18 protein-coding genes and 1 pseudogene are annotated in these 21,554 nt (G+C 60.0%); 8 read left to right on the top strand and 11 right to left on the bottom strand.

What is annotated here, in order from left to right; genetic code table 11:
• Positions 1-490 precede the first annotated feature (490 nt).
• Complete coding sequence (locus ACVWXF_RS12250) at positions 491-1,066, top strand: cell division protein SepF (RefSeq protein ID WP_011433347.1); 576 nt, start codon at positions 491-493, stop codon at positions 1,064-1,066.
• Between the two features lie 5 nt (positions 1,067-1,071).
• On the top strand, positions 1,072-1,875 hold the full coding sequence (gene proC / locus ACVWXF_RS12245) for a pyrroline-5-carboxylate reductase (protein ID WP_011433348.1): 804 nt from the start codon (positions 1,072-1,074) through the stop codon (positions 1,873-1,875).
• Here the strand turns inward: proC and ACVWXF_RS12240 are convergent.
• Positions 1,872-3,089, bottom strand: coding sequence for an NAD(P)/FAD-dependent oxidoreductase (locus ACVWXF_RS12240; RefSeq protein ID WP_457474525.1), 1,218 nt, complete (start codon positions 3,087-3,089; stop codon positions 1,872-1,874). The two genes, proC and ACVWXF_RS12240, sit on opposite strands and share 4 nt — an antisense overlap.
• 140 nt (positions 3,090-3,229) lie before the next feature.
• On the bottom strand, positions 3,230-3,742 hold the full coding sequence (ruvX, locus tag ACVWXF_RS12235; protein WP_457474524.1) for a Holliday junction resolvase RuvX: 513 nt from the start codon (positions 3,740-3,742) through the stop codon (positions 3,230-3,232).
• Positions 3,743-3,836: 94 nt separating this feature from the next.
• Between ruvX (ACVWXF_RS12235) and ahcY the strand changes: the two genes are divergently transcribed.
• Complete coding sequence (gene ahcY / locus ACVWXF_RS12230) at positions 3,837-5,117, top strand: adenosylhomocysteinase (RefSeq protein ID WP_011433351.1); 1,281 nt, start codon at positions 3,837-3,839, stop codon at positions 5,115-5,117.
• A gap of 92 nt (positions 5,118-5,209) precedes the next feature.
• On the opposite strand, the gene ACVWXF_RS12225 is transcribed toward ahcY, so the two are convergent.
• Positions 5,210-6,412, bottom strand: coding sequence for an argininosuccinate synthase (locus ACVWXF_RS12225; RefSeq protein ID WP_414344220.1), 1,203 nt, complete (start codon positions 6,410-6,412; stop codon positions 5,210-5,212).
• A 236-nt stretch (positions 6,413-6,648) separates the two neighbouring features.
• On the opposite strand from ACVWXF_RS12225, the gene ACVWXF_RS12220 reads away from it, so the two are divergent.
• Positions 6,649-8,481, top strand: a complete 1,833-nt coding sequence (locus tag ACVWXF_RS12220) for an FAD-dependent oxidoreductase (RefSeq protein WP_457385520.1) — start codon at positions 6,649-6,651, stop codon at positions 8,479-8,481.
• A gap of 73 nt (positions 8,482-8,554) precedes the next feature.
• Here ACVWXF_RS12220 and secF read toward each other — a convergent pair whose 3' ends face one another.
• From secF to ACVWXF_RS12205, 3 genes are all read right to left on the bottom strand, one after another.
• On the bottom strand, positions 8,555-9,559 hold the full coding sequence (gene secF, locus ACVWXF_RS12215) for a protein translocase subunit SecF (RefSeq protein ID WP_457411691.1): 1,005 nt from the start codon (positions 9,557-9,559) through the stop codon (positions 8,555-8,557).
• On the bottom strand, positions 9,556-10,902 hold the full coding sequence (gene secD, locus ACVWXF_RS12210; protein ID WP_457474523.1) for a protein translocase subunit SecD: 1,347 nt from the start codon (positions 10,900-10,902) through the stop codon (positions 9,556-9,558). Before secD ends, secF begins: the two co-directional genes overlap by 4 nt.
• Before the next feature lie 78 nt (positions 10,903-10,980).
• Positions 10,981-12,231, bottom strand: a complete 1,251-nt coding sequence (locus tag ACVWXF_RS12205) for an RNA-guided endonuclease InsQ/TnpB family protein (protein ID WP_457474522.1) — start codon at positions 12,229-12,231, stop codon at positions 10,981-10,983.
• A 376-nt stretch (positions 12,232-12,607) separates the two neighbouring features.
• On the opposite strand from ACVWXF_RS12205, the gene ACVWXF_RS12200 reads away from it, so the two are divergent.
• Positions 12,608-13,456: a hypothetical protein gene (locus ACVWXF_RS12200; RefSeq protein WP_414421595.1), complete on the top strand. Its 849-nt coding sequence runs from the start codon at positions 12,608-12,610 to the stop codon at positions 13,454-13,456.
• Between the two features lie 7 nt (positions 13,457-13,463).
• On the opposite strand, the gene chlP is transcribed toward ACVWXF_RS12200, so the two are convergent.
• The 5 genes from chlP to ACVWXF_RS12175 form a co-directional block, all read right to left on the bottom strand.
• Positions 13,464-14,684, bottom strand: a complete 1,221-nt coding sequence (gene chlP / locus ACVWXF_RS12195) for a geranylgeranyl reductase (protein WP_457474521.1) — start codon at positions 14,682-14,684, stop codon at positions 13,464-13,466.
• Between the two features lie 124 nt (positions 14,685-14,808).
• Positions 14,809-15,945 (bottom strand): extracellular solute-binding protein, encoded by a 1,137-nt coding sequence (locus ACVWXF_RS12190; RefSeq protein ID WP_457474520.1) that lies wholly within the window; start codon positions 15,943-15,945, stop codon positions 14,809-14,811.
• On the bottom strand, positions 15,917-16,381 hold the full coding sequence (gene ruvX, locus ACVWXF_RS12185) for a Holliday junction resolvase RuvX (RefSeq protein ID WP_457474519.1): 465 nt from the start codon (positions 16,379-16,381) through the stop codon (positions 15,917-15,919). The genes ACVWXF_RS12190 and ruvX (ACVWXF_RS12185) overlap by 29 nt, the downstream gene beginning before the upstream one ends.
• Positions 16,378-17,757 carry a DUF3084 domain-containing protein gene (locus tag ACVWXF_RS12180; protein WP_457474518.1) on the bottom strand — a complete coding sequence of 460 codons (1,380 nt, stop codon included), beginning with the start codon at positions 17,755-17,757 and terminating at the stop codon, positions 16,378-16,380. The genes ruvX (ACVWXF_RS12185) and ACVWXF_RS12180 overlap by 4 nt, the downstream gene beginning before the upstream one ends.
• A gap of 105 nt (positions 17,758-17,862) precedes the next feature.
• Positions 17,863-18,843 (bottom strand): alpha-ketoacid dehydrogenase subunit beta, encoded by a 981-nt coding sequence (locus tag ACVWXF_RS12175; RefSeq protein ID WP_414331610.1) that lies wholly within the window; start codon positions 18,841-18,843, stop codon positions 17,863-17,865.
• A gap of 183 nt (positions 18,844-19,026) precedes the next feature.
• Here ACVWXF_RS12175 and pdxA point away from each other — a divergent pair, with 183 nt between their 5' ends.
• The 3 genes and pseudogenes from pdxA to ACVWXF_RS12160 form a co-directional block, all read left to right on the top strand.
• Positions 19,027-20,115: a 4-hydroxythreonine-4-phosphate dehydrogenase PdxA gene (pdxA, locus tag ACVWXF_RS12170; RefSeq protein ID WP_457474517.1), complete on the top strand. Its 1,089-nt coding sequence runs from the start codon at positions 19,027-19,029 to the stop codon at positions 20,113-20,115.
• Between the two features lie 29 nt (positions 20,116-20,144).
• Positions 20,145-21,260, top strand: coding sequence for an aldo/keto reductase (locus tag ACVWXF_RS12165; RefSeq protein ID WP_457474526.1), 1,116 nt, complete (start codon positions 20,145-20,147; stop codon positions 21,258-21,260).
• Positions 21,261-21,347: 87 nt separating this feature from the next.
• A pseudogene (locus ACVWXF_RS12160) lies at positions 21,348-21,554 on the top strand (hypothetical protein); the annotation flags it as partial.

Here is a 21,554-nt window from a genome sequence, read left to right as displayed (position 1 = left end):
TACAACTCTTTGCCGCAAATCCAAAGAATGAGTCGGCATTCCTTTCTCTCCTTCCTCTTGAATACCTGTACCCTATTTTAAATTAAAAGGCTGTACTTCCGTTAACGTGGGCTCAATCCAGACGGGGAGCAGAGTTCAATCCTGCCAAACAACGGCTTGGCAAGTGAGATGACATCTTCACTTCTTCTGGGTAAACTCTAGTCGTCGAATCAATGGGGTTTTGTTAACCTACGTTAGCCCCCACCTGCTTCGGCAGCTTCCTGAGCAAACCCTGTCTCAGCCTATTGAAAGACTTTGACCGAGAATAAAAGGACGCCCCCTAGCTTGAGTGAGCCACTCAGGATCCAATCAAGAGCCTGAATCCTACGCTCGCCGTAAACCCATGACCTGTAGTGAGGATGTGCATATGAATGTCAATGGAATCTGGAGCAGGGTGAGAGATTTTGTGGGTCTGAACGATCCCGTGGACGGCCTGGAGGAGTACTCTGAAATGGAAGGGCAGGATGATTACCAACTGCTCTACGAGGGACGCCGTTCCCAACCGGCTGCTCCCCCCGAAGAGGAGGAAGTGAGTACCCTTCCGCGAGGGCGGCGGCAACGGGGAGTGGAAGCGGGGGAGGGCTCTGCCGGTCGAGAAGAGTCGCGGGGCCATCGGCGCAGTCAGCATCGGGATCGCTCAGCAGGGGGCAGTATGGGGAGCAACGTGATTGGATTACCGGGCGTAAACCCACCCACCAGTGAAGTGGTGGTGATGGAGCCGCGCAGCTTCGATGAGATGGCTCAGGTTATCCAGTACCTACGGGAGCGCAAGACGGTGATCATGAACTTGACCCTAATGGATCCCGCTGAGGCGCAGCGCTCTGTGGATTTCGTTGCCGGCGGCACCTACGCCATCGATGGCCACCAAGAGCGCATCGGAGAGAACATTTTTTTGTTCACCCCCAGCACGGTGATGGTTTCCACCCCCAGTAGCCAAGTGGTGCAGCCGCTGCAGCGCCCTTTGCAAAGCCCTACCCCCCTCTGGCCCAGCACCTATGAGCATCTGCAGGCAGTAGGTCAGCACTAGTTGCTATGGAGCGGCCACTGCTAAGTGTTATCGGGGGTGGAGCCATGGGATCCGCCCTGCTGCGGCGTTGGGTAGCTGTGGGAGTTTATCCCGCAGCGCAGGTGGCCTTGCGGGAGCCTGATCTGGATAAGGCTGTGGCCCTGCAGCAGGAGCTGGGTATCCGATTGTTGGCGGATCCATCCCAGGCGGGAGAGTCTGAGATTCTGTTTCTGGCCGTTAAACCGCAGCTCTTCCCGACAGTGGTGGCTGAGATGGGCCGGCTGTCCGCCACAGAGCTGGTGATCTCGATTATGGCCGGGATCCCCTTGCAGCAGTTGCAGCAGGCTTTTCCCAAACAAAAGGTGGTGCGCACGATGCCCAACACGCCGGCGCTGGTGGGGGCGGGCATAACGGCCATCAGCTACGGGCCAGGGGTGACGCCTATGCAGGTGGAGCAGGTGGAGAAGCTGTTTCGCGCGGTGGGCGAGGTGGTGACGGTGGCCGAAAGCCAGATGGATGCGGTGACGGCACTTTCGGGTTCCGGGCCGGGGTATCTGGCGGTGATTCTGGAAGGGCTGATCGACGGAGGGGTACAGGTGGGGCTGCCGCGTCCCATTGCTACCCAGTTGGCCCTGCAGACCTTGGCGGGTACTGCTGCCCTCTTGCAGCAAGAAAATCTGCACCCTGCCGTTCTCAAAGACCGGGTCACCAGTCCAGGGGGGACGACCATTGCCGGGATCCAAGCCTTGGAGCAGGCGGGGGTGCGGGGAGCCCTGATGCAGGCAGTGCGAGCGGCCTACGAGCGCTCTTGCCAGTTACAGGGATCCTAGCGGGCCAGCAGCCCTTGCCACAGGGGGCGGGTGATCCAATTCCACCCCACCTTGAGCTGGTGTTCCAGTGTGGGCAGGCGCACCAAATAGGCAGTTCGCCGGGCCAAATAGCCCAGGGGGCCGGTCAGTGTGAGGCCGCCAAGGGCAGAAAGCACCGCCGTATCCACCCCCAGGCTGAGCATTTCCCCCAGAGAAAAGTAGCGAAAGGGCAAGAGAGGCCGCTCCTGGGTGAGCAAAGCCCACAGGTTCCAGGCGCAATAACCGGCCTGTTGAAAAGCCGCTTGGGCCGTGGCCGGCACCGGCTTGCCCTCCGCATCCACCACCGCTGCTGCATCTCCCAAGGCAAAGATCTCTGGGAAGGTGGGGGTCTGTAAGGTGGGCAAAACCTGCAGCCGTCCCCGCTCCGTTTTGGGCAGAGCCCAATTGGCAATCACCGCTGCCGGTCGGGTTCCGACAGTCCACAGCACAGCATCCACAAGATCCGTAGCAATCTCCTGGCTCTCCAGTCGCTGGAGCTGCAGACGGAAGGGAGGGGCGCCGTTCTCGTTAAGGGCCTCGATGCCCAAGACCTTGGTTTGCAACTCCACCTGCACCCGCCGTTGGGCCAGCGCCTCTTGGGCCGCCTCCCGGCTGGAGGGAGCAAAGCCGGACAAGATTTGGGATCCCAACTCGATGAGGCGGATCCGTCCCCGCCAGCCCAGCCGATCTGCCAATTTGCAGGCCAGTTCCACGCCACTGGCCCCTGCTCCTGCGATAGCCAGAGCCACAGGCTGAGCCGGATCCCGGTCTTCCAACGCCTTCAGGTGGGCGCGCAGCCGCTGAGCATCTGCCAGGGTGCGAAAGGGAAAAGCAAACTCCGCCGCTCCCGGAACGCTCTCTAGAGGGGTTTCTCCCCCCAGCGCCAGCACCAGCGCGTCGTACTCCAAGCTTTGCCCATCTTCCAGCTCCACGCGGCGGGCTTGAGGGTCAATGGCCTGGACAGATCCGCGGCGAAACTGCACCGATCCCGGGGGCAGCAGATCTTGAAAACGGGGGGCCACCTCCCAGTCTTCCATTTCTCCGGTGAGCAGCTCATAAAGCAGGGGGGCAAAGACGAACCGCTCCTGCCGGTCGATCAAGGTGATCTGGGGTGGTTCTGGCCAGAGCTGCCGGCTCAGTTCCAAAGCTGTGTACAACCCGCCAAAGCCGCCCCCAAGAATGCAAATGCGATTCATGCTCGGATGGTTCACGTGACGTTATCAGACGTTATCAAAGTTGCGCGAAAGGCCCCGACTTAACAATCACACCCTGCTGATGCAGAAGGGGCAACGAGGGATGGCCCACCTTGGGCTTGAATTGATTTAAACTTTCCCGGCTAGACTTCTCCAGCGTAGTCTTTGTTGCCCCAGCTTTGCCAGCCCGGCATTTCCGACGGGGAAGCCCGTCGCTCGTCCAGCCAAGTTTGGAGAATTACCGCCGCCGACTGCTGATCGATTAAGCCCTTCTGGGCTTTGGCCGGGATCCCCGCCTCGCGCAGATCCCACTCCGCCTGCGCGGTGCTCAGGTATTCATTGACGGTAACAATGGGAAGATCCACGGCCACCTGCAAAGCGCGCACGAACCGCTGGACTTTGCGGGCCTGGGATCCCACCGACCCATCCGCCAGAAGGGGGATCCCCACCACCACCACGGTGGCCTGGCGGCGGCGGATCCACTCCTGCACTTGGGCAATATCCTCTGAGAGGGAACGGCGCTGGATCACCCCCAGGCCAGTAGCCAGCAGCCCCAGCCGGTCGGAGCCGGCCACGCCAATGCGGCGGTTGCCTACATCCAGCCCCAGCGCTGAAAGGGGATCCCTTGTGGCAGAATAGTTCAGGCTTATCGACATCCTTGCTGATCTTTATGGCTGCCTGGCCCCCTTTGGGGCTTGCAGTTTCCGTTCCCCTATCCTCTCTCGATGACCCTGTTTGGAGCAACACTCGATGACCAGCGCTACCCTGTCTCTCCCGAAGCATGAAGTGAAAGATCTGAACCTCGCCCCCCTGGGCAAGCAACGGATCCAGTGGGCGGCGCGGGAGATGCCGGTGCTGGCCCAGATCCGGGAGCGCTTTGCTCAAGAAAAGCCCTTTGCCGGGCTGCGCTTGGTGGCCTGCTGCCACATTACGACCGAAACGGCCAACCTGGCCCTGGCTCTACAAGCAGGGGGGGCGGATAGCGTTCTCATTGCCAGCAATCCCCTTTCCACCCAAGACGATGTGGCCGCCAGCCTGGTGGCGGACCATGGCATTTCGGTGTTTGCCCTCAAAGGAGAAGATGTGGCCACCTACCGCCGCCATGTCCAGATTGCCCTAGATCACCGCCCCAACCTGATTATCGACGATGGCGGAGATGTGACGGCGGAGCTGGTGCAGCACCGTCAGGAGCAACTGTCGGAGCTCATCGGCACCACGGAAGAGACCACCACTGGCCTGGTGCGCCTTAGGGCCATGCTCAAGGCGGGGGTGCTCAGCTTCCCGGTGATGACCGTCAACGACGCCGAGACCAAACACCTGTTCGACAACCGCTACGGCACCGGCCAATCCACCCTGGACGGGATCCTGCGCTGTACCAACATCCTTCTGGCCGGGAAGACGGTGGTGGTGGCTGGCTACGGCTGGTGCGCCAAGGGAGTGGCCATGCGGGCCCGCGGCATGGGATCCCAGGTGATTGTCACGGAAGTCAACCCGGTGCGGGCTCTGGAGGCGGTGATGGACGGCTTCCGGGTGATGCCGATGGAAGAAGCCGCTGCTCTGGGGGACATCTTCATCACCGTCACCGGCAACAAGCACGTGATTCGCGGCGAGCACTTCGACCGCATGAAGGATGGGGCGATGGTCTGCAACGCCGGCCACTTTGACATTGAAATCGACCTGGTGGCGCTGCAGGAGCGGGCCGTCTCCCGACAGACGGTGCGCCCCTTTGTGGAAGAATACCGTCTGCAGTCGGGCAAGTCAGTGGTGGTGCTGGGGGAAGGCCGCCTGATTAACTTGGCTGCTGCCGAAGGGCACCCCGCCAGCGTCATGGACATGAGCTTTGCCAACCAGGCCCTGGCCTGCGAATACCTGGTGAAAAACCGGGGCCGCTTGGCCCCAGGGCTTCACCCCATTCCTCTCGAGGTGGACGAGGCCATCGCCCGCCTCAAGCTCAAGGCCATGGGGATCCAAATCGACAGCCTCACCCCCGAGCAGATCGAGTACGGCAACACGTGGACTGCCGGGACTTAAGTGGGTTTTGGGAATTCAATCGGGAGCTGAGTCTGGGATCCCAAGCAGCAGGGCTAGCGTGCTCCCCCCAACCTCGAGCCAGGAGGGGATTCCTAGATTCTGTGAACCTGCGACCAAACGCGGGTGGGCAGACCCCAGACGTAGATGAAGCCTTCTGCCGCTTTGTGGTCGAACTGATCTCCTGCGCCGTAGGTGGCCAGCTCGGGGTTGTAGAGGGAATAAGGAGAGCGACGGCCCACACAGACCGCCTGGCCCTTGTGCAACCGCATCCGCACGACACCGGTGACGCTTTTCTGGGTGGCGCGGATAAAGGCGTCCAGAGCCTCCCGCAGCGGCGAGTACCAAAGGCCGTTGTAGATCAACTGGCTGTAGGTGGTCTCGATGCCGTACTTGTAATGGATGACATCGCGGGTGAGGGTGAGGCTTTCCAGCTCGCGGTGGGCTTGGATCAAGACCATTAGAGCAGGGCACTCGTAGATCTCCCGCGACTTGATCCCCACCAGGCGGTTTTCAATCATGTCTATGCGGCCCACCCCATGCAGGCCAGCTAAGGAGTTGAGCTGCTCGAAGAGGGCTTTGGGACTGAGGCGCTGCCCATCCACCCCGACAGGGATCCCTTGCTCGAACTCAATCTCCACGTAGGCGGGCTCGTCGGGTGTCTGGGAAATAGGCCGGGTGAGGGCATACACTTCCTCCGGCGGCTCCCGGTCGGCATCTTCTAGGATGCCGGCTTCAGCGCTGCGGCCCAAAATGTTGAGGTCGATGCTGTAGGGGCTGGACTTCTGCACGGGCATGGGGATCCCGTAGCGCTCCCCATAGGCAATGGTCTCCTCGCGGGTCATCCCCCACTCGCGGGCAGGGGCCAACACTTTGAGCTGGGGATTTAAAGCAGCAATAGCCAGATCAAAGCGCACCTGGTCGTTGCCTTTGCCGGTGCAGCCGTGGGCCACCGCATCGGCGCCCACCTCTTCCGCTACTTCCACCAGCAGCTTGGCAATCAGGGGTCGGGCCAGGGCCGTGGAAAGGGGGTAGCGCTGCTCGTAGAGGGCGTTGGCCTGGATGGCCGGGAAGGCATAGTCGGTAATGAGGGCCTGGACAGCCTCCCGCACCAGAGATTGCTCTGCCCCCGCCCTGAGGGCTTTGGCCTGAATGGCCTCCAGCTCCGCCCCCTGCCCCAAGTCGACTGCCAGGGCCACCACCGATTCCACCCCCCACTCGTGCTTGAGATAGGGAATGCAGACGGAAGTATCCACCCCGCCTGAATAGGCCAATACCACCTTCTTTGCCCGTCCCATGGGATCCCGCCGTTGCCGTTAAAAAGTTGCTAGCCCATTATGCCCTGTGGCAGGGATCCTGGCTGGCCTCAATGTCGGTTTCCTCAGCTATTCTCAAGGGGATTTCTCCTGCCGGGGAAAGGCCGGGGGTGTGAGTGAGCATGGCTGGCAAAAAGACGGCTGCGGCGTGCCGGGGATCTGAGCCCAAGCGAACTGTGGGTCTGGGGATCCTGTCGCTGCTGAGCTTTGTGGCCGGGATGGGGTTTGCCGCCCTCTCCCAGCCAGAGGTGGGATCCCCTGTTGCCGTCTCCGAGCCGGAGGTGCCCCGTTTTACCGCCCACGGTTGGCCCTTGTTGGATCCCTTGCCGCAGCCGGACGAGATTTGGGAGTGCGAGCTGGTGGTGGTGGGCGGATCCCTGGGAGGGGTGGCAGCGGCAGGCCATGCCATGCGAGGGGGGGTGCAGACCTGTCTCATCGAGCTCACCCCTTGGCTGGGGGGTCAGATTACCTCCCAGGGGGTATCGGCCATTGATGAATCGCTGCCGATGCGGCAGCGGGGCAATTTTTCCCGCCACTGGCTGGAGTTCAAGGCCTTGATCGAAAGCCAGCCGGTGCATCTGCCGGCCTGGACAGGGATCCCGCCGGGAACCCGCGTATCCGAGATCAACAGCTGCTGGGTGGGAGGGCTGTGTTTTCCGCCCCAGGCCGGGCTGCAGGCGGTGGAAACCTGGCTGCAACAGGCAGCTCAAAATGCCCCCAACAGCCGCTGGGCTACCCAAACGGCTTTTAAGGGGGCCACCTTCAGCGCCGATGGATCCCGGATTGAAAGCATTTATGCTGTGCAGCGGCAGCCGCGGGATCCCAACTTTGTGCCACCGGGACGGCTGTGGCGGGAGCTGGTGAGCTGGTATGGCTGGCAGGAGACGGAAGTTTTTGCCAAACGGGTGTTGAGGCTGCAGGCACCACCGGGCCGCAACCTGTTTGTTATCGATGCCACCGATACCGGCGAGCTGGTGGGCTGGGCCGGGATCCCCTATCGGCTGGGTTCGGAAGGGCGAGACGTGACCGGAGAGCCCAATGCCGCCCCCGCCAGCAACCCGGAGTGCACTCAAGCCTTTGCCTTTCCCTTCGTGCTGGCCATCCACGACGATGGCGGTCGCTCCCGCGCCGAGCTGGCCCAACTGCAGCCGGGCTATTCCCGCGCCGAACACCGCCGCGAGTTCGACATGGAGGGTTTCCCCACCTTCAGCGGCCAGAGCTTTTTCAATTACCGCCGCATCGTCAGCAAGGGCCGCCGGGATCCCTTCTACAGCACGCCTGTTCCAGGCGACCTGACGCTGGTGAACTGGAACCGCGGCAACGACTGGGGGATCATGAACCCGCCCCTGATCCTGACGGAAGAGCGGCTAGTGGCCTCAGGGCAGCGCCACAACTGGCTGGGGGGCCTGGATGTCTCGGCCATCAAAGATGGAGAAAACCACGCCCTGCTGTTTGCCGAGTGGCTGATGGAAACTCAATCCCGCTCTGGCTATCCCCTCTCCTTGGTGTTTGCCGAAGAGTCCTTGCTGGGCACTCGCTCTGGCCTTAGCCTCTACCCCTACATCCGGGAAGGTCGGCGCATCCTGGGGCGAGCTGCCTACGGCCAAGCAGAGTTCCTGATGTTGGAGCAGGATATTCGCGTCGGCACCGCCGGGGGGCGGGACTTCAGACCTACCGTGGTGGGGGTTACCCACTACGCCATCGATATCCACGGCTGTCGCTACCGCAACTGGGAGCCCTCTCTTTCGGCCAGCTCCGCGCCAGTCAACGAGTTTTCCGTCCGTCCCATTCTCATTCCCTTGGAAGCCCTGATCCCGCAGAAGGTGGATAACCTGCTCATCGGCGGCAAAGGGATCGCCGTCAGCCACATTGTCAACGCCGCCACCCGCGTGCATTACGGTGAATGGACCATCGGCTCGGCAGCAGGCCTGACCGTGGCTTGGCTGCGCAGTCAAGCTCCCGGCCTGATCCCAGCTCAGATTGTACCGCAAGGCAAAATAGCCGATTTACAGCGCTACCTGATCTCCCATGGGCAAAGACTGCAATGGTGAACCCAGAGGACACCGTCTCAGCGCGAACGACAGATCCCCACCCAATCGACCCAATTTTTCCGATATCGGGGCCCTAGCCCTCAGAGGGAAGTGAATCGGGATCCCTGCCTGCGCGGGCATCTTCGCTACTTTTGCCATAGCGCTGCTGCCGCCACCACACCAACAGGGGGCTGGCGATAAAAATGCTGGAATACACCCCCAAAGTAAAGCCAATGAGCAGGGCAATGGCAAACCCCTTCAAGGTAGCTCCCCCGAAAATGGCGATGGCAACTAGGGGCAGCATCGTCGTCAGGGTGGTGTTCAGGGAGCGGGCAAAGGTCTGGTTCAGAGATAGGTTTACCACCTCGGCCAGGCTGACCTTGCGGCTCACCAGACGCAGATTCTCGCGGATGCGGTCGTAGATGACCACGGTGTCGTTGACGGAAAAGCCGATGATGGTCAGCAGCGCCACCACAAACAGGCTGTCCGCCTCCATACCCACCGTCAGGCCCAAAAGGGCAAATAGCCCTATCGTCAACACTACATCGTGCAGCAGCGCCACAATGGCAAACACCGCGTAATCCCACTGGAAGCGCAGGGCCAGGTACAGCACGATGAGCCCGAAAGAGATGAGCACCGCCACGATGCCGGAACGCAAGAGCAAACGCCCCACCGTCGGGCCAACCGTCTCGACCAGATTGCGCTGGAAGGGGGCAACCTCCTGCCGCAGGGTGGCTTCCACGGCCAGCCGCTCTTGCTCAGTCAAGGGGGGCATGCGGATCAGGGCTTCCTGGCCCGTTTGGGTGTCCAGCTGGATGATGCTGGTGCCCAGGTTGTGTTCCTGCAGCGCCCGTCGCAGCTCCTCGGTGGTGACAGGCCGCTCAAAGCTCAGATCCAGCAAGGTGCCGCCGGAAAAATCCAACCCCAGCCGCAGGGGAGTTCCCAGAGAAGCCAGGGAAAAGGCCATGCTGACCAGCCCCACCAGCAACACCGCCAAGGAGAAGCCAAACCACAGCCTGCTCCGCCCAACAATGTCAAAGCGGTAGTCCAGCAAGCGAGAGGAAGCGGGATCTACGGGGGATAGCTCTTGAGCCGTCATGATTGGGCCGCCTCCATCCGAACGCCGTAAAACTCAGGTTTGCGCAAGCTGGGGATCCCCATTGCCGCCAAGAGCAGGCTACGGGTGCAGGTGATGGCCGTAAAGAAGCTCACCAGAATGCCAATGCCCAGGGTTACCGCAAACCCTTTCACCAGTCCCATCCCCAGCCAGAAAAGCACGCCACAGACCAAAAGGGTAGTCACATTGCTGTCCAGGATGCTGCTGAAGGCGCGGTTAAACCCTTCCGAAATGGACTTGTAGATGGATTTGCCGGCCCGCAACTCTTCTTTGATGCGCTCGAAGATCAGCACATTGGCATCCACCGCCATGCCGATGCTGAGGATAAAGCCGGCGATCCCCGGCAGAGTCATGGTTACCCCCAGCAGTTGGAAGAGAGCAAAGGTACAGAGGGCGTAGATAAGCAGAGCAATGTCCGCAATCAGCCCTGGCAGGCGATAGTAGGCCACCATAAAGAGGAAAACCAGCACCAGGCCCCCGATCCCGGCATAGAGGCTGCGGCGCACGCTCACTTCCCCCAAAGTGGCCCCGACAGTGCGATTTTCAATCACCTGAATGGGAACCGGCAGCGCTCCTGCCCTGAGCTTGACCGCCAAGTCAGTGGCGGTTTCCACCGTAAAATTGCCCGTGATCACCGCCGTCCCGCCGGTGATGCCGGTGCGGGCAAACTCCGGCCCCACGATCGGGGCACTGATCAACACGTCGTCCAGAAAAATGCCCAATGGACGTTCTGTCCCGGCCAAATCTCGGGTGAGCTGAGTAAACTTTTCTGCCCCCTCCGGCTTGAACTCCAGCAGCACCTCCCAACTCTGGGATCCGCGGCGAGGGGCTTGGGGATAGGCATTGCGCAGCAGATCCCCGGTGAGGCCGACCCGCTCAAACAGAGTATCCGGATCCTCCCCCGCTGTTATCTCTCCCTGCTCGTTGCGGGGCAGCGCGCTGACAGGAACCAAGCCCTTGCGAAACTCCAGTTGGGCTGTATCTCCAAGGAGAGCAATGGCCCGATCCGGATCCGCCACCCCCGGCAACTGCACGAACAGGCGGTCTTGGCCGCTGATCTGCACCAGAGGCTCAGCCACCCCCAGCCCGTTGATCCGCTGCTGGATGACGGCCTCTACCCCCTGCATCACTTCGGGGGTGATTTCAGGCACCTCCTCGGTGGGCACAGCTTGTAGCGTGAGCTGGGTTCCTCCCTTGAGGTCAAGGCCAAGGCGAACCTCCCGGCTGAAGCCCAAGTAAACGAGGGCAACCACCACGGCCAAGATGAAGATCAGCCCTCGCAAAAAGGAGAGCCGACTGAGCCACGAAGCTGAGGATCTAGCCATACTGCTGAGAAGGTGAGGAACACGGTCGCACTCGATCTGAGGCTCTTAGGATTTTGGCACTTTGTAAACTACCCGACCCTACACCGCCTTAGCAGTGTAGCGCGGGCTTTCAGTAGCCCTGAGCCTGTTATGCTCTACCAGAGAACAAAACAAGCCCGAACCTCTAGGCTGGTTTACGACAGCCCCCAAAAGCGCAATCACATTCGCACCATTCAAATCCGCATCCCCTTCCCATCCACAGTGCCCACACTTGAACGACTTGCCACTGCGGTAGGATTGCGCAGGGTCGGGATGAATGTGCAAACACCGGTGGCAGGTCTGCGACGTGTAGGCGGGCGGAACAAGAATCAGAGCAACCCCCGCACGCAGAGCCTTGTACTCCAAAAATTGACGGAGTTGATAAAACGCCCAACTATTTGCCCGCCTACGCTCTGTCTTGCTGCGTGGCTGTTGATTGACCCTTTCCCGAATCTCTGTCAAGTCTTCCAGAGCAAGAGCGCTATTTGTCGCCTTTGCCCTAGAGACAATAGCTTTGGAGATGCGATGATTGACCCACGTTTTTGCTACGCAACGCTGACGCGACTGAAAGCGTCTTTCCTTGCCAGACAGCCGTTGCAACAGTTCTCTGCATCTGCGCCGCGAACTGCGGGTGCCCTTACTGGCTTTGCGTTGAAGTACCGCCCTCAACCGCGAGTGATGGTCTCGGACTTTGTTCAACTGCTGTCCATTCCAGTTATCTCCTTCCGATGTATGAGCAATATCCGTCCTTCCCAAATCCACGCCCAGCACTCTATCCGTGCGTTGCGGTGGGCACGGTTCCGTTTCCACACAGATTTGAATGGAGTAGGAACCGTCTTTGCGCTTGACCAGAGTGGCAGATTTGGGATTGGAGCCTGCCAACTGTTCTCTCTGGTAGCGGCCAATCGCCAGCTCAAAGCGCTCTCGACCCCCAACTGTGGTCAGCGACACCGTCCAGTCTTTCTCGCGGAACGAAAAGATACGGGCATCGTAGGTCGCAAAGCCTCTCTTGAACGCTTTGACCGGACGGTTTTTCTGTCGGGCAACTTTACGGGCACCGGCCAGCCATCTGCAGACCTGCTGGTCGCGTAAGCGGGACGTAGTCCTTGCCAAGTTACTGGACAAGCCGAACCGGGCCCGGATTTGGCGGTAGCACAGAGATTGAAGTTTAACGGCGTTAACTACCTTCTCTGGTGTGTTTTGGTTGACCCAGTTCAACGCCTGCACAAAGGCATCCATTGTCGCATCCAACTTTGCGGCTTGCGACTGGGACACCTTGAGCTTGCAGGAGACGGTCAGGACTTGGGTCATGGTTCTATCGTAACTTCCGCATTCCTCCCGACCCTCGTCCTACGGACAGAGGGCGGGGCTCCTGCGCTAGTAAGCTGGACTTTCTGATCCTATCGCAGACGGGATCCCAGCGGAAAACGGCAAAGCCGGTGGCGCTGCCCCGACAAAATGGCCCTTGGGATCCACCGCAAAGGCAACCCCCAGCTCGATGAAGACGGGTACTGGGCTATCCCTTTGGGCAGAGCGGATGAAGTTCAAAGCCGTTATTGTTGGAAAGATTATTCAAAGACTCCCCCTGGTTTGCGCCAGCCCTGGGTTAGGCTATTGCCATCCCGGGGGAGCAAGAAACACCGCTGCTCTGCCCCAAAGTCCGCGAGTTGAGTTAAGGAAGGTTGAGGTGAAGGGGAGACTGACCTGCCATTTCCCTGTGCTGCTATTGGCCCTGCCTCTGTGGGGATCCCCGACCTGGGCCGGAGAGTATTTCACCGAGGAAGTCACCAGCCCCAGCCTGGAGATCGTTCATGGCTGGCGGCAGGAGGTGTACGGCATTGGGGTTACCATCACCAACACCAGCCTCGGCTCCTTTCGGGTGCCCTTGGAAATTGATATGGAGGATCGGGCTAGCTGTGAGCGGGCCGACTTGGTGCTGACCAACAATCGCATCATGCCGATGGGATCCTTCCAAGATTGCATTCTCAACATCTTTCCCTACCTGGATAAGTTCATCAACCAAGAAGTCGCCAGCATCCGAGTCACCCTAAAAGGGCCAGCTCCCCTCCTGGAAATTCCGGTAGAGGAGTCGGATCGACTGATTTTGGCCCAGGTGGCCAACCAATCGCGGGAAGCCTTTGTTTTCTTTCAGCAGGAGTTGGCCCGTGTTTTGGAGCTGCTGAGGCAGTCGGATCCCAAGCAAAGCGAGACGGCCCCACAGCCTGGCACCCCAGTTCCGACCGCCACCCCAGCCGAGTCTGCCGCTAGCCCAGGAGATTTTGTAATCGTGGGATCCATTCGGGAAGAACGAGTGGGGGCCGGTAGCCGCCTAAGCGTGGAAGCGATCAACCGCAGCACCCGCACGGTTCTCAACGCCCGTGCTCGTTTCACCTTCTATCGGGGAGAAGAAGTTGTCGATACGCGAGTGGCAGCATTTGAGCCCAGCGACGTGCCCCCCGGACAAAGGGCCTCCGCCAGTGTGCTGAAAACCGAGGCCAATTGGGATCGCGTCACGGTGACCTTCCAGTGGCAGTAGGGTTACTTCAGGGAGCCAAAGCGTTGCCGCGAATCAGGCTGCCCAGGGTTTTGACCGTGATCTTGAACTGCACCCAAGGGCTCATGGGCACTACCGTCTTGTAGAGGTAGCTGTCAAAGGTCATCCTCTGCACGTCCCGGTCGGCGCACATCTCCACAAAGGCTTCGCGGGTGGCATTGGAACGGTAGAACACTCGCTGCAGGATGTCCAAGACCTTGTAGGTCAGGCCGTACTGGCGATCCCAGCGCTTGAGATACAGTTTTAGATCCTCCTCTGTGGGAATGCGCTTGCCGCCGTTGGAGGTCTCGACGATGGTCTCGGCGCACATGCGGCCTGACTTGGCGGCAAAATAGATCCCTTCGCCGCTGGATTTGGTTACGTATCCCGCCGCATCTCCCACCAAAGCAGCACGGCCCACCGCGCGGCGCGGGCGGGGATGCTCTGGGATCGGATGGGCTTCCACCTTGATCACCTGGCCGCCGCGGATACGCTCGGCAGCACGGGCGCGGATCCCAGCTTGCAACTTTTGGATGTGGGCTTGGTTTGCCCTCATGGTGCCGGTGCCCACGGCTACATGGTTGGACTTGGGAAACACCCAGGCATAAAAGTCTGGAGAAACATCGTCCCCCACATACATTTCTGCCCGCTCTGCGTAGTAGGCCATTTTGTCGTCCGGGAGCCGGATGCGCTCCTGAAAGGCCAGCGCATAGTTGTAGTCGCCAGCACCAATGGCTTCTGCCACCTTGGAGTGGAACCCATCCGCCCCGATCACCACATCCACAGCCAAAGAACGCGGCACCCCTTGCCTCGATCCGTCGGAAAAATCGTTGTAGTGCAGGATGTAGGGATCCCGGCCATTCTGGGGGATCTCCAGATGCATTACCTTGCCGTTGATCAGCTCCGCCCCTTTTTGGTGGGCACGATTGCGCAAGAAGGCATCCAAGATCTCGCGGCGGCACATGCCGATGTACTCGTTTTCTTTTTCGAGGGCGATATCCACCTCATAGTTGGAAGGGGAGATCATCTTCATCTTGCGCACTTTGCGGTCGATGATCCCCTCGGGGAGGTCGAACTCGGAGACCATACAGAGGGGAATGGCGCCCCCGCAGGGCTTGGCGTTGTCCAGCTTCCGCTCAAACAAAAAGGTCTCAATTCCAGCTTGGGCCAGAACTTCGGCAGCAGAGGCTCCGGCTGGGCCGCCCCCCACAACAGCAACTCTCAGACTCAAGGTGCTCTCCTCGATGCAAGTGCAACTGGCTCATCAGACAGCAGGCATCCTACCACAGCTCCTCAGAAGCATTGCGGACCTTGACGAAGTGTTGCAGAGTGGAGGGCTCGCGCTCGCTGTGTTTCTACAAAAGGCCCCGCCGCATTTGATCCCAGAGGTTGAGATAGGACTCGGCTTCGGCTGAGCTCAAGGGGCGCCAGATCTCCGAGCGTTGCCAAGTGGAGATTTGCAAGTCGGCTCTGCGTTGCAGGCGTGGGGCAAGTTGAGCCAGATCCAGCGGCAAAACCGAAGGGATCCCGCTCAGGTTGACCAAGCGGGGGGCAAATTCAGGATTCAAGACAAAATCAAGCCAGTCAGCCAACAGGGATCCGGAATCGGTCTGGGTTGATTCTGTGTGGGCATTGTCTTCGACGTGGGGTCGCACCCAGACATCCCACCAGATGGCGGATCCGGAGGCCGGGATCACCACTGCCAGCTCAGGGTAGTTGGCTTGGGTGGCGTAGAGATCCTGCGACCAGCCCACGGCCACCCAGCTATCGGCCAAGCGCAAGATGGGCAGGTAGTCGGAAGAGGTGTAAGTTAAAACCTGACGGTGCAGGGATCCCAGCTCTTGCCGTAATTCCACATCCTCAGGGTTGAGGGGATCGTTGTAGGAGCGGCCCATTTTCTTTAGGGTTAGCCCAATCACCTCCCGCGGATGATCCGGCAGAGTCAGTTTGCCGGCCAGCTCAGGCCGCCACAGATCCGCCCAGTCCCGAATGGGCTCCCTCACCCGATCGCGGCGGTAGGCAATGGCCGTTACCCCCCAGCGCCAGGGCACACCCCAAATCTGCCCCTCCCGGAGTGCCGCAGCTTGCCAACGGGGATCCAGATTCTGCCATCGTTCTCCCAGCAGGCTTTCCGGTAGCGGATCCAGCCAACCGGCAGCTATGGCCCGATCCAAAGCGTCGGCCCCCAACAAACTCAAAGCCGCCACCGGCAGCCGCCGCCGGAACCATCCCCCCGGATCCCACCAGGCTGCATCAGCCGGCTGGACGCTTTGCTGCAGATAGGCCAACAACTGATCCCGCTCATCCAACAGTTGCAGCCGAAAGCGGGCCTGGGTGCGGCGGCGAAACTCGTTGAGCAAACTGGCGGGGATCCCTTGCTTAAGCGCCACGATAAGAGGCAAGTGCGCATCCGGCCCCCCACATCCTGCCGCCATTAGCCCCAGCAGGATCCCCTGTAGAAGCTCACGTCGGCTCAGCCGTATCTCGCCCACGACAGTACCGCTCCACCAGAATGAGAGCCACCAGATCATCGTAAGCCTTGGCGGGCACCCGCATCCCCTTGGGCAACAGCCGCTCCCATCCCTGCGGTGGGTGAAAATCCCAGTAGCGCTGACGGGCCTCTTGGGAGCTGTGCCGCTCATCCACCAGGACAATCTGCTGCGGGGGGAGGATCGATTCCAGTTGAGACTTCCAGGCTTGGGCCGTCGTCTGATTGCCCAGGATCACTTGCTCCGCCTGAAACTGTTGCCGGAGCGTTTGTAGTCTAGACAGCGCTGCCGCGGAAGGGACCACCTCCCGGTGTAAAACCTTCAGCTCCGTTTGCGTAAACACCTGCACCACAGCAATGCCGCATTTGTCGCGCCCTGGGTCGAAACCGATCAGCACTCGTTGGCTCTTCAGCCTTGCCGGGTGGAGTGGATCCGTCATCCCTCAGGACGCCCCGCCTGCTGAGCCCCAGAAGAGCCGGGTTGACCGGAAGCTTCTGCCATTAGAAAACTCACCCGCAATGGCCCCGCTGTGTAGATGTCGGTGTCGGCAACTAGCTTCACATCCAGAGGGGTGGTGCTCTGGCGGAGATGCTGCACAACCTCCAGAAACTTGACCTGGGAGAACTCCCCAACGGTGCCGGTGATGGGATCGGAGAGAAGCCCCTCCTCTTGCGAGCGCTGATTGGCCTGGTTCAGCAGCCCCAGCAGTTGCTGTTGGATTTGATTTTCGCTCAAACCCGGTTGAATCACCCCGTGGGCCAGCACGGATCCCTTGGCGAAAATCCGCTGGTTGGGGTAAATCTGCACGAGCACAGGCACAGGCTCCCCCTTGAGCCGGTTGGTGAGAGAGAGAATGCGCACCGCCCAGCTACCGGGTTCTCGCAACTTCTCCAAGGCTTGATCGGCATCCTCCCGGCGGATCAGGATCGCGTTTTCCAGAGGGGGCATGGGCTGGGATCCAAGGGCAAGGGCTCGCTGTTCCGCCTGGGCCAAAAGTTGCTCAAACTGCCGCCGGATCGCCTCTGGCTTTGCCCCTCTTGGAGCCTCCACAACCCCCGTTGCCAAGACTTCCCCCGCCAAGATGGCCAGTTCCCCCCGCCGCAGCCGCACCGCCAATTGGTTGAGCTGCTCGATCTCCTGCTCAAGCTGGTTTTTCTGGTTCTCCAGTTGGGTTAAGGCCGCCTGCACCACATCCAGGGAGCGCTCCAGTTGATCTCGATCCAGTTGCAGGGCTTGTTTTTGCGACTCCAGGGTGGCAATCATCTGCCGGGCTGACTCCACCTCTGCCTTCACCGCCTCCAACTCGGCCTGGGCTCGATCCAGACTGGGCTGCACCTTGGCCAGTTGCTCGTTGGCTGCCGCCAGCTTGGCCTCCGCCTCCTGCCGCTCCTGCAGCGCCACCGCCAGTTGATCGCGCACTTCGCTCAGGCGGGTTTGGGCTGCCGACTGCTGGGTGCGAAATTGATCCAGATCCATCTTGAGGTGGTCTCGCTCAACCCTGAGAGCGGCATTTTCCGCTTCCAAGAGGGCTTTTTGGCGGTTGAGGGCCCGCAGCTCTTGCTCCGCCTGGGCAATTTGGTTGGTGTAGCTGAACAGAGCCTCCGACAGGGAGCGGTTGAGGAGCAGCAGCGTGCCCAAGGTCAGCGCGGAGATGCTCACGCCGGTCACCACGGCCACCAGAATGGCGGTATGGCGGGGGCGCAGGTTAAACCAGGTAAGGCGCTTTTTGCCAATGCGGTAGCCCACCCGATCCCCAACAACGGCAATCAGGCCACTGACAACCAACATGTAGAGGATCAGCAGTACGCCTTGCATATTCCCGGATCCCTGCCATGGAAATCTTAGCAAGGTTGCCCTGAGGATTTTGCAAGTTGCTGGGAGATAGATTTCGGCGCTGTTTTGTAGGGATTTTTGGGGGTTCTAATCCGCGTAGAGGAGCCGCTCCACCGCCGCCACAATATCTGCAGGTTGCACGATGGTGGCCGCCTCCAGCGTGCCGTTGTAGGGGGTGGGAATGTCCTGCGAAGCCAAACGCATCACCGGCGCATCCAGCTCATCGAACAGTTCTTCCATGATGCGAGCTGTCAGTTCCGCCCCAATGCCACCCGATTTCATGTCTTCCTCAACAATGATCACCCGATGGGTTTTGCGCACCGAAGCGGCAATGGTTCCCATATCTAAAGGTTTCAGCGAGATTAAATCGATCACCTCAGGGTCGATCTCCTGCTGCACCAAAGTGTCCACGGCCTTGAGCACGTGGTAGCGCATGCGGGAGTAGGTGAGCAGGGTAACATCGGAGCCGGATCGGACGATTTCGGCTTTGTCCAGAGGCAAAAGGTATTCCTCTTCTGGCAGATCTTCTTTCAAGTTGTACAGGAGCACATGCTCGAAAAAGAGAACGGGGTTGTCGTCGCGGATGGCGGACTTGAGCAAGCCCTTGGCATTATAGGGAGTTGAACAGGCCACGATCTTAAGCCCGGGCACCGCTTGGAAGTAAGCCTCTAGCCGCTGCGAGTGTTCTGCTCCCAACTGACGACCCACCCCGCCCGGCCCGCGGATGACCATCGGGATCTTGAAATTGCCCCCGGAAGTGTAGCGCAGCATACCGGCATTGTTGGCAATTTGGTTGAAGGCCAGCAGCAGAAAGCCCATGTTCATCCCTTCCACCACCGGGCGCAAGCCGGTCATGGCTGCCCCAATGGCCAAGCCGGTGAAGCTGTTCTCGCAAATGGGGGTATCCAGCAGGCGCATCTCCCCGTACTTGCGATACAGGTCTTTGGTGACTTTGTAGGAGCCGCCGTAATGGCCGACATCTTCTCCCAAAACAAATACGTTGGGATCCCGGGCCATTTCTTCGTCGAGGGCAGCACGCAAGGCGTTGTAAAGGAATGTCTCGGCCATAGAGGTTCAATATCGCTAAACCCTCATTAAACCATTTTGCCGGCATGGATCCCCTTGCAGCTGACTTGATAGGCTGAGCTCAGAATTCTTGCTCAAAGGGATGGCGACCTTCCCCACAGCTTTCCTCAGCACTCTCTTTCCCCTGGAACATGGGGATCGTCCGTCTTCTCAAGAAAAGACACCATGAACATTCCACGGCCCAAACTGGCGCTGACCTTGGGGGATCCCGCGGGAATTGGGCCGGAAATTGTGCTCAAGGCGCTGGCGGATCCTGAGGTGCAGTCTTGCGCCCACATCACGGTTGTAGGGGATCGGCAGGTTCTAGAAGCCACCTATCGCCTGCTGAGAGATCGGTCGCCGGCTCCATTGGCCCATCCGGCAGGGATCCCGATGCTGGAATGCGACACAGGCTTTCGGTTACAGCCTGGCTGTATTGGTCAAGGGGATGCTGACAGTGGTGGGGTCAGTTTTGTTTACCTGAAAACGGCAGTCGAACAGACGCTGCGGGGCGAGTTTCAGGGGATCGTGACAGCACCCATCGCCAAATATCTCTGGCATCAAGCTGGCTACCGGTTCCCTGGCCAAACGGAAGTTTTGGCCCAACTGAGTGGGTCTGAACGCTACGGGATGCTGTTTGTCGCCCGTTCCCCCCACAGTGGCTGGCAGATGCGGGTTTTGCTGGCCACCACCCATATTCCCCTCGGCCAGGTGCCCACCGTGCTGACTCCAGAGCGGGTGCGGACAGCGCTGGATTTGCTGGTGGGATCCCTGCGCCACACCTTTGGGATCCCGGATCCTGTGATTGCAGTGGCCGGCCTGAATCCCCATGCCGGCGAACAGGGGCAACTGGGATCGGAGGAAAAAGAATGGCTGACCGAGCTGCTGCGCACCTATGCCCACGCCCAAATTTGGGGGCCGCTTCCCCCCGACACCCTGTGGCTGGCTCCCGCGCAAGCCTGGCATGGCCAGGGATCCCCAACTGTGGCAGATGCCTACTTGGCTCTCTATCATGATCAAGGTTTGATCCCGGTGAAGATGCTGGCTTTTGACCGGGCAGTCAACCTGACAATTGGGTTGCCTTTTGTTCGCACCTCTCCCGATCATGGCACTGCCTTCGACATTGCCGGCCAAGGGGTGGCCCGATGCGAGAGCCTCAAGCAGGCGATCCTGCTGGCGGCAGAACTGCTGGGCAAAAACCCCCAATCCCCTGAGGGAAATGCCGTCTGTACCCGACAATCTGAGGCCGTTTCTCGTTTCCAGGGGGTGGCTTGATGGAAGTTGCCGGTGCTACCTCAACCGGAATGCTCTACCGTCGCTTTGGGCGCACCCAACAGCTGGTCTCGGTTTTTTCTCTGGGCAGCATGCGCTTGGTCAATGTGCCCAGGGATCAAGCTCAGGCAACCGTTGAGGCAGCCCTAGCCGCAGGGATCAACCACATCGAAACGGCTCAGGCTTATGGCCATGCCGAGGTGCTCTTGGGCGAGATTTTGCAAACCCTGCCCTTTTCACGCCATCAGTTGATTCTGACCAGCAAACTCACTCCCACAGATGGGTTGCGAGAGCGGCTTCAGGGATCCCTGCGCCGTCTGCGGGTGGATTACTTGGATCAATTTGCCTTTCATGGCATCAACTTGCCGGAACATCTGGAGTGGGTGCTGCAGAAAGGGTTGCCGATTCTCAAGCAGCTCCAGCAGGAAGGCTGGGTGCGCCACATTGGGTTTTCCACCCATGGATCCCTGGAGTTAATTTTGCAGGCCATCCAGACAGGATGCTTTGACTTTGTTAATTTGCACTATCACTTTTTCCAACAGCGCAATGCACCGGCCCTAGAAGCGGCTGCCCAGCAAGATATGGGCGTGTTCATCATTTCTCCTGCCGATAAAGGGGGAATGCTCTATCGCCCGCCCCAACACCTGCAGGAGTGCTGTGCACCTTTCAGCCCCTTGGAGTTTGCCTATCGTTTTTTGCTGGCGGATCCCCGTGTTCACACCCTCAGCCTGGGCATCACTCATCCTGAGGAGCTACAGGTGGCCTTGTCGGCTTTACAGGATCCCGACCGTTGGTGGGTGGATGGCCCTCAGATTCAGGAGCGGTTGCGCCAAGCCGAGCAGGAACGCTTGGGATCCAGCCGCTGCACCCAGTGCTACGCCTGCCTGCCCTGCCCAGAAGGGATCCACATTCCCGAAGTGCTGCGTTTGCGCAACTTGGCCATTGCCCACGAGATGACGGAGTTTGCCCAGTACCGCTACAACATGTTCGGCCAAGCTGGGCATTGGTTTCCGGGGTCACTTGCCGACCGCTGTACCGAATGCGGTGACTGCTTACCCCGCTGCCCAGAACATCTGCCTATCCCGGAGTTGCTGGCCGAAGCCCACCAGTTGCTGCATCGGTCTCCGATCCGGCGGCTCTGGGAATGACCATTCCCCCTATCCTGTTTGGCAGAGCTCAACTTCGTTTATGATCGGTTGCAGTTTGTCAAGAGACTCACAAGGCGAGGCATCGGAGTGAATAGTCAGAGCCAAGACCGCTTAGACCGGGTGGAACAACTGCTGGCTTGGACGGCTGAACAGACTGCTGCCAACAGCCGAGAAATCCGGGAGCTCTGCCAATCCGTCCAGGAGCTGCGCCAGTCCATCCAAGAAAGCCGCGCCCAGTCTGCCGAGGAGAACGCCGCCCGTCTGCGGGAAATCGAGGAGCTGCGCCAGTCCATC

It is taken from the genome of Thermostichus sp. MS-CIW-40, from assembly GCF_054058315.1.
This window is presented reverse-complemented; position numbering and strand designations above follow the sequence as displayed.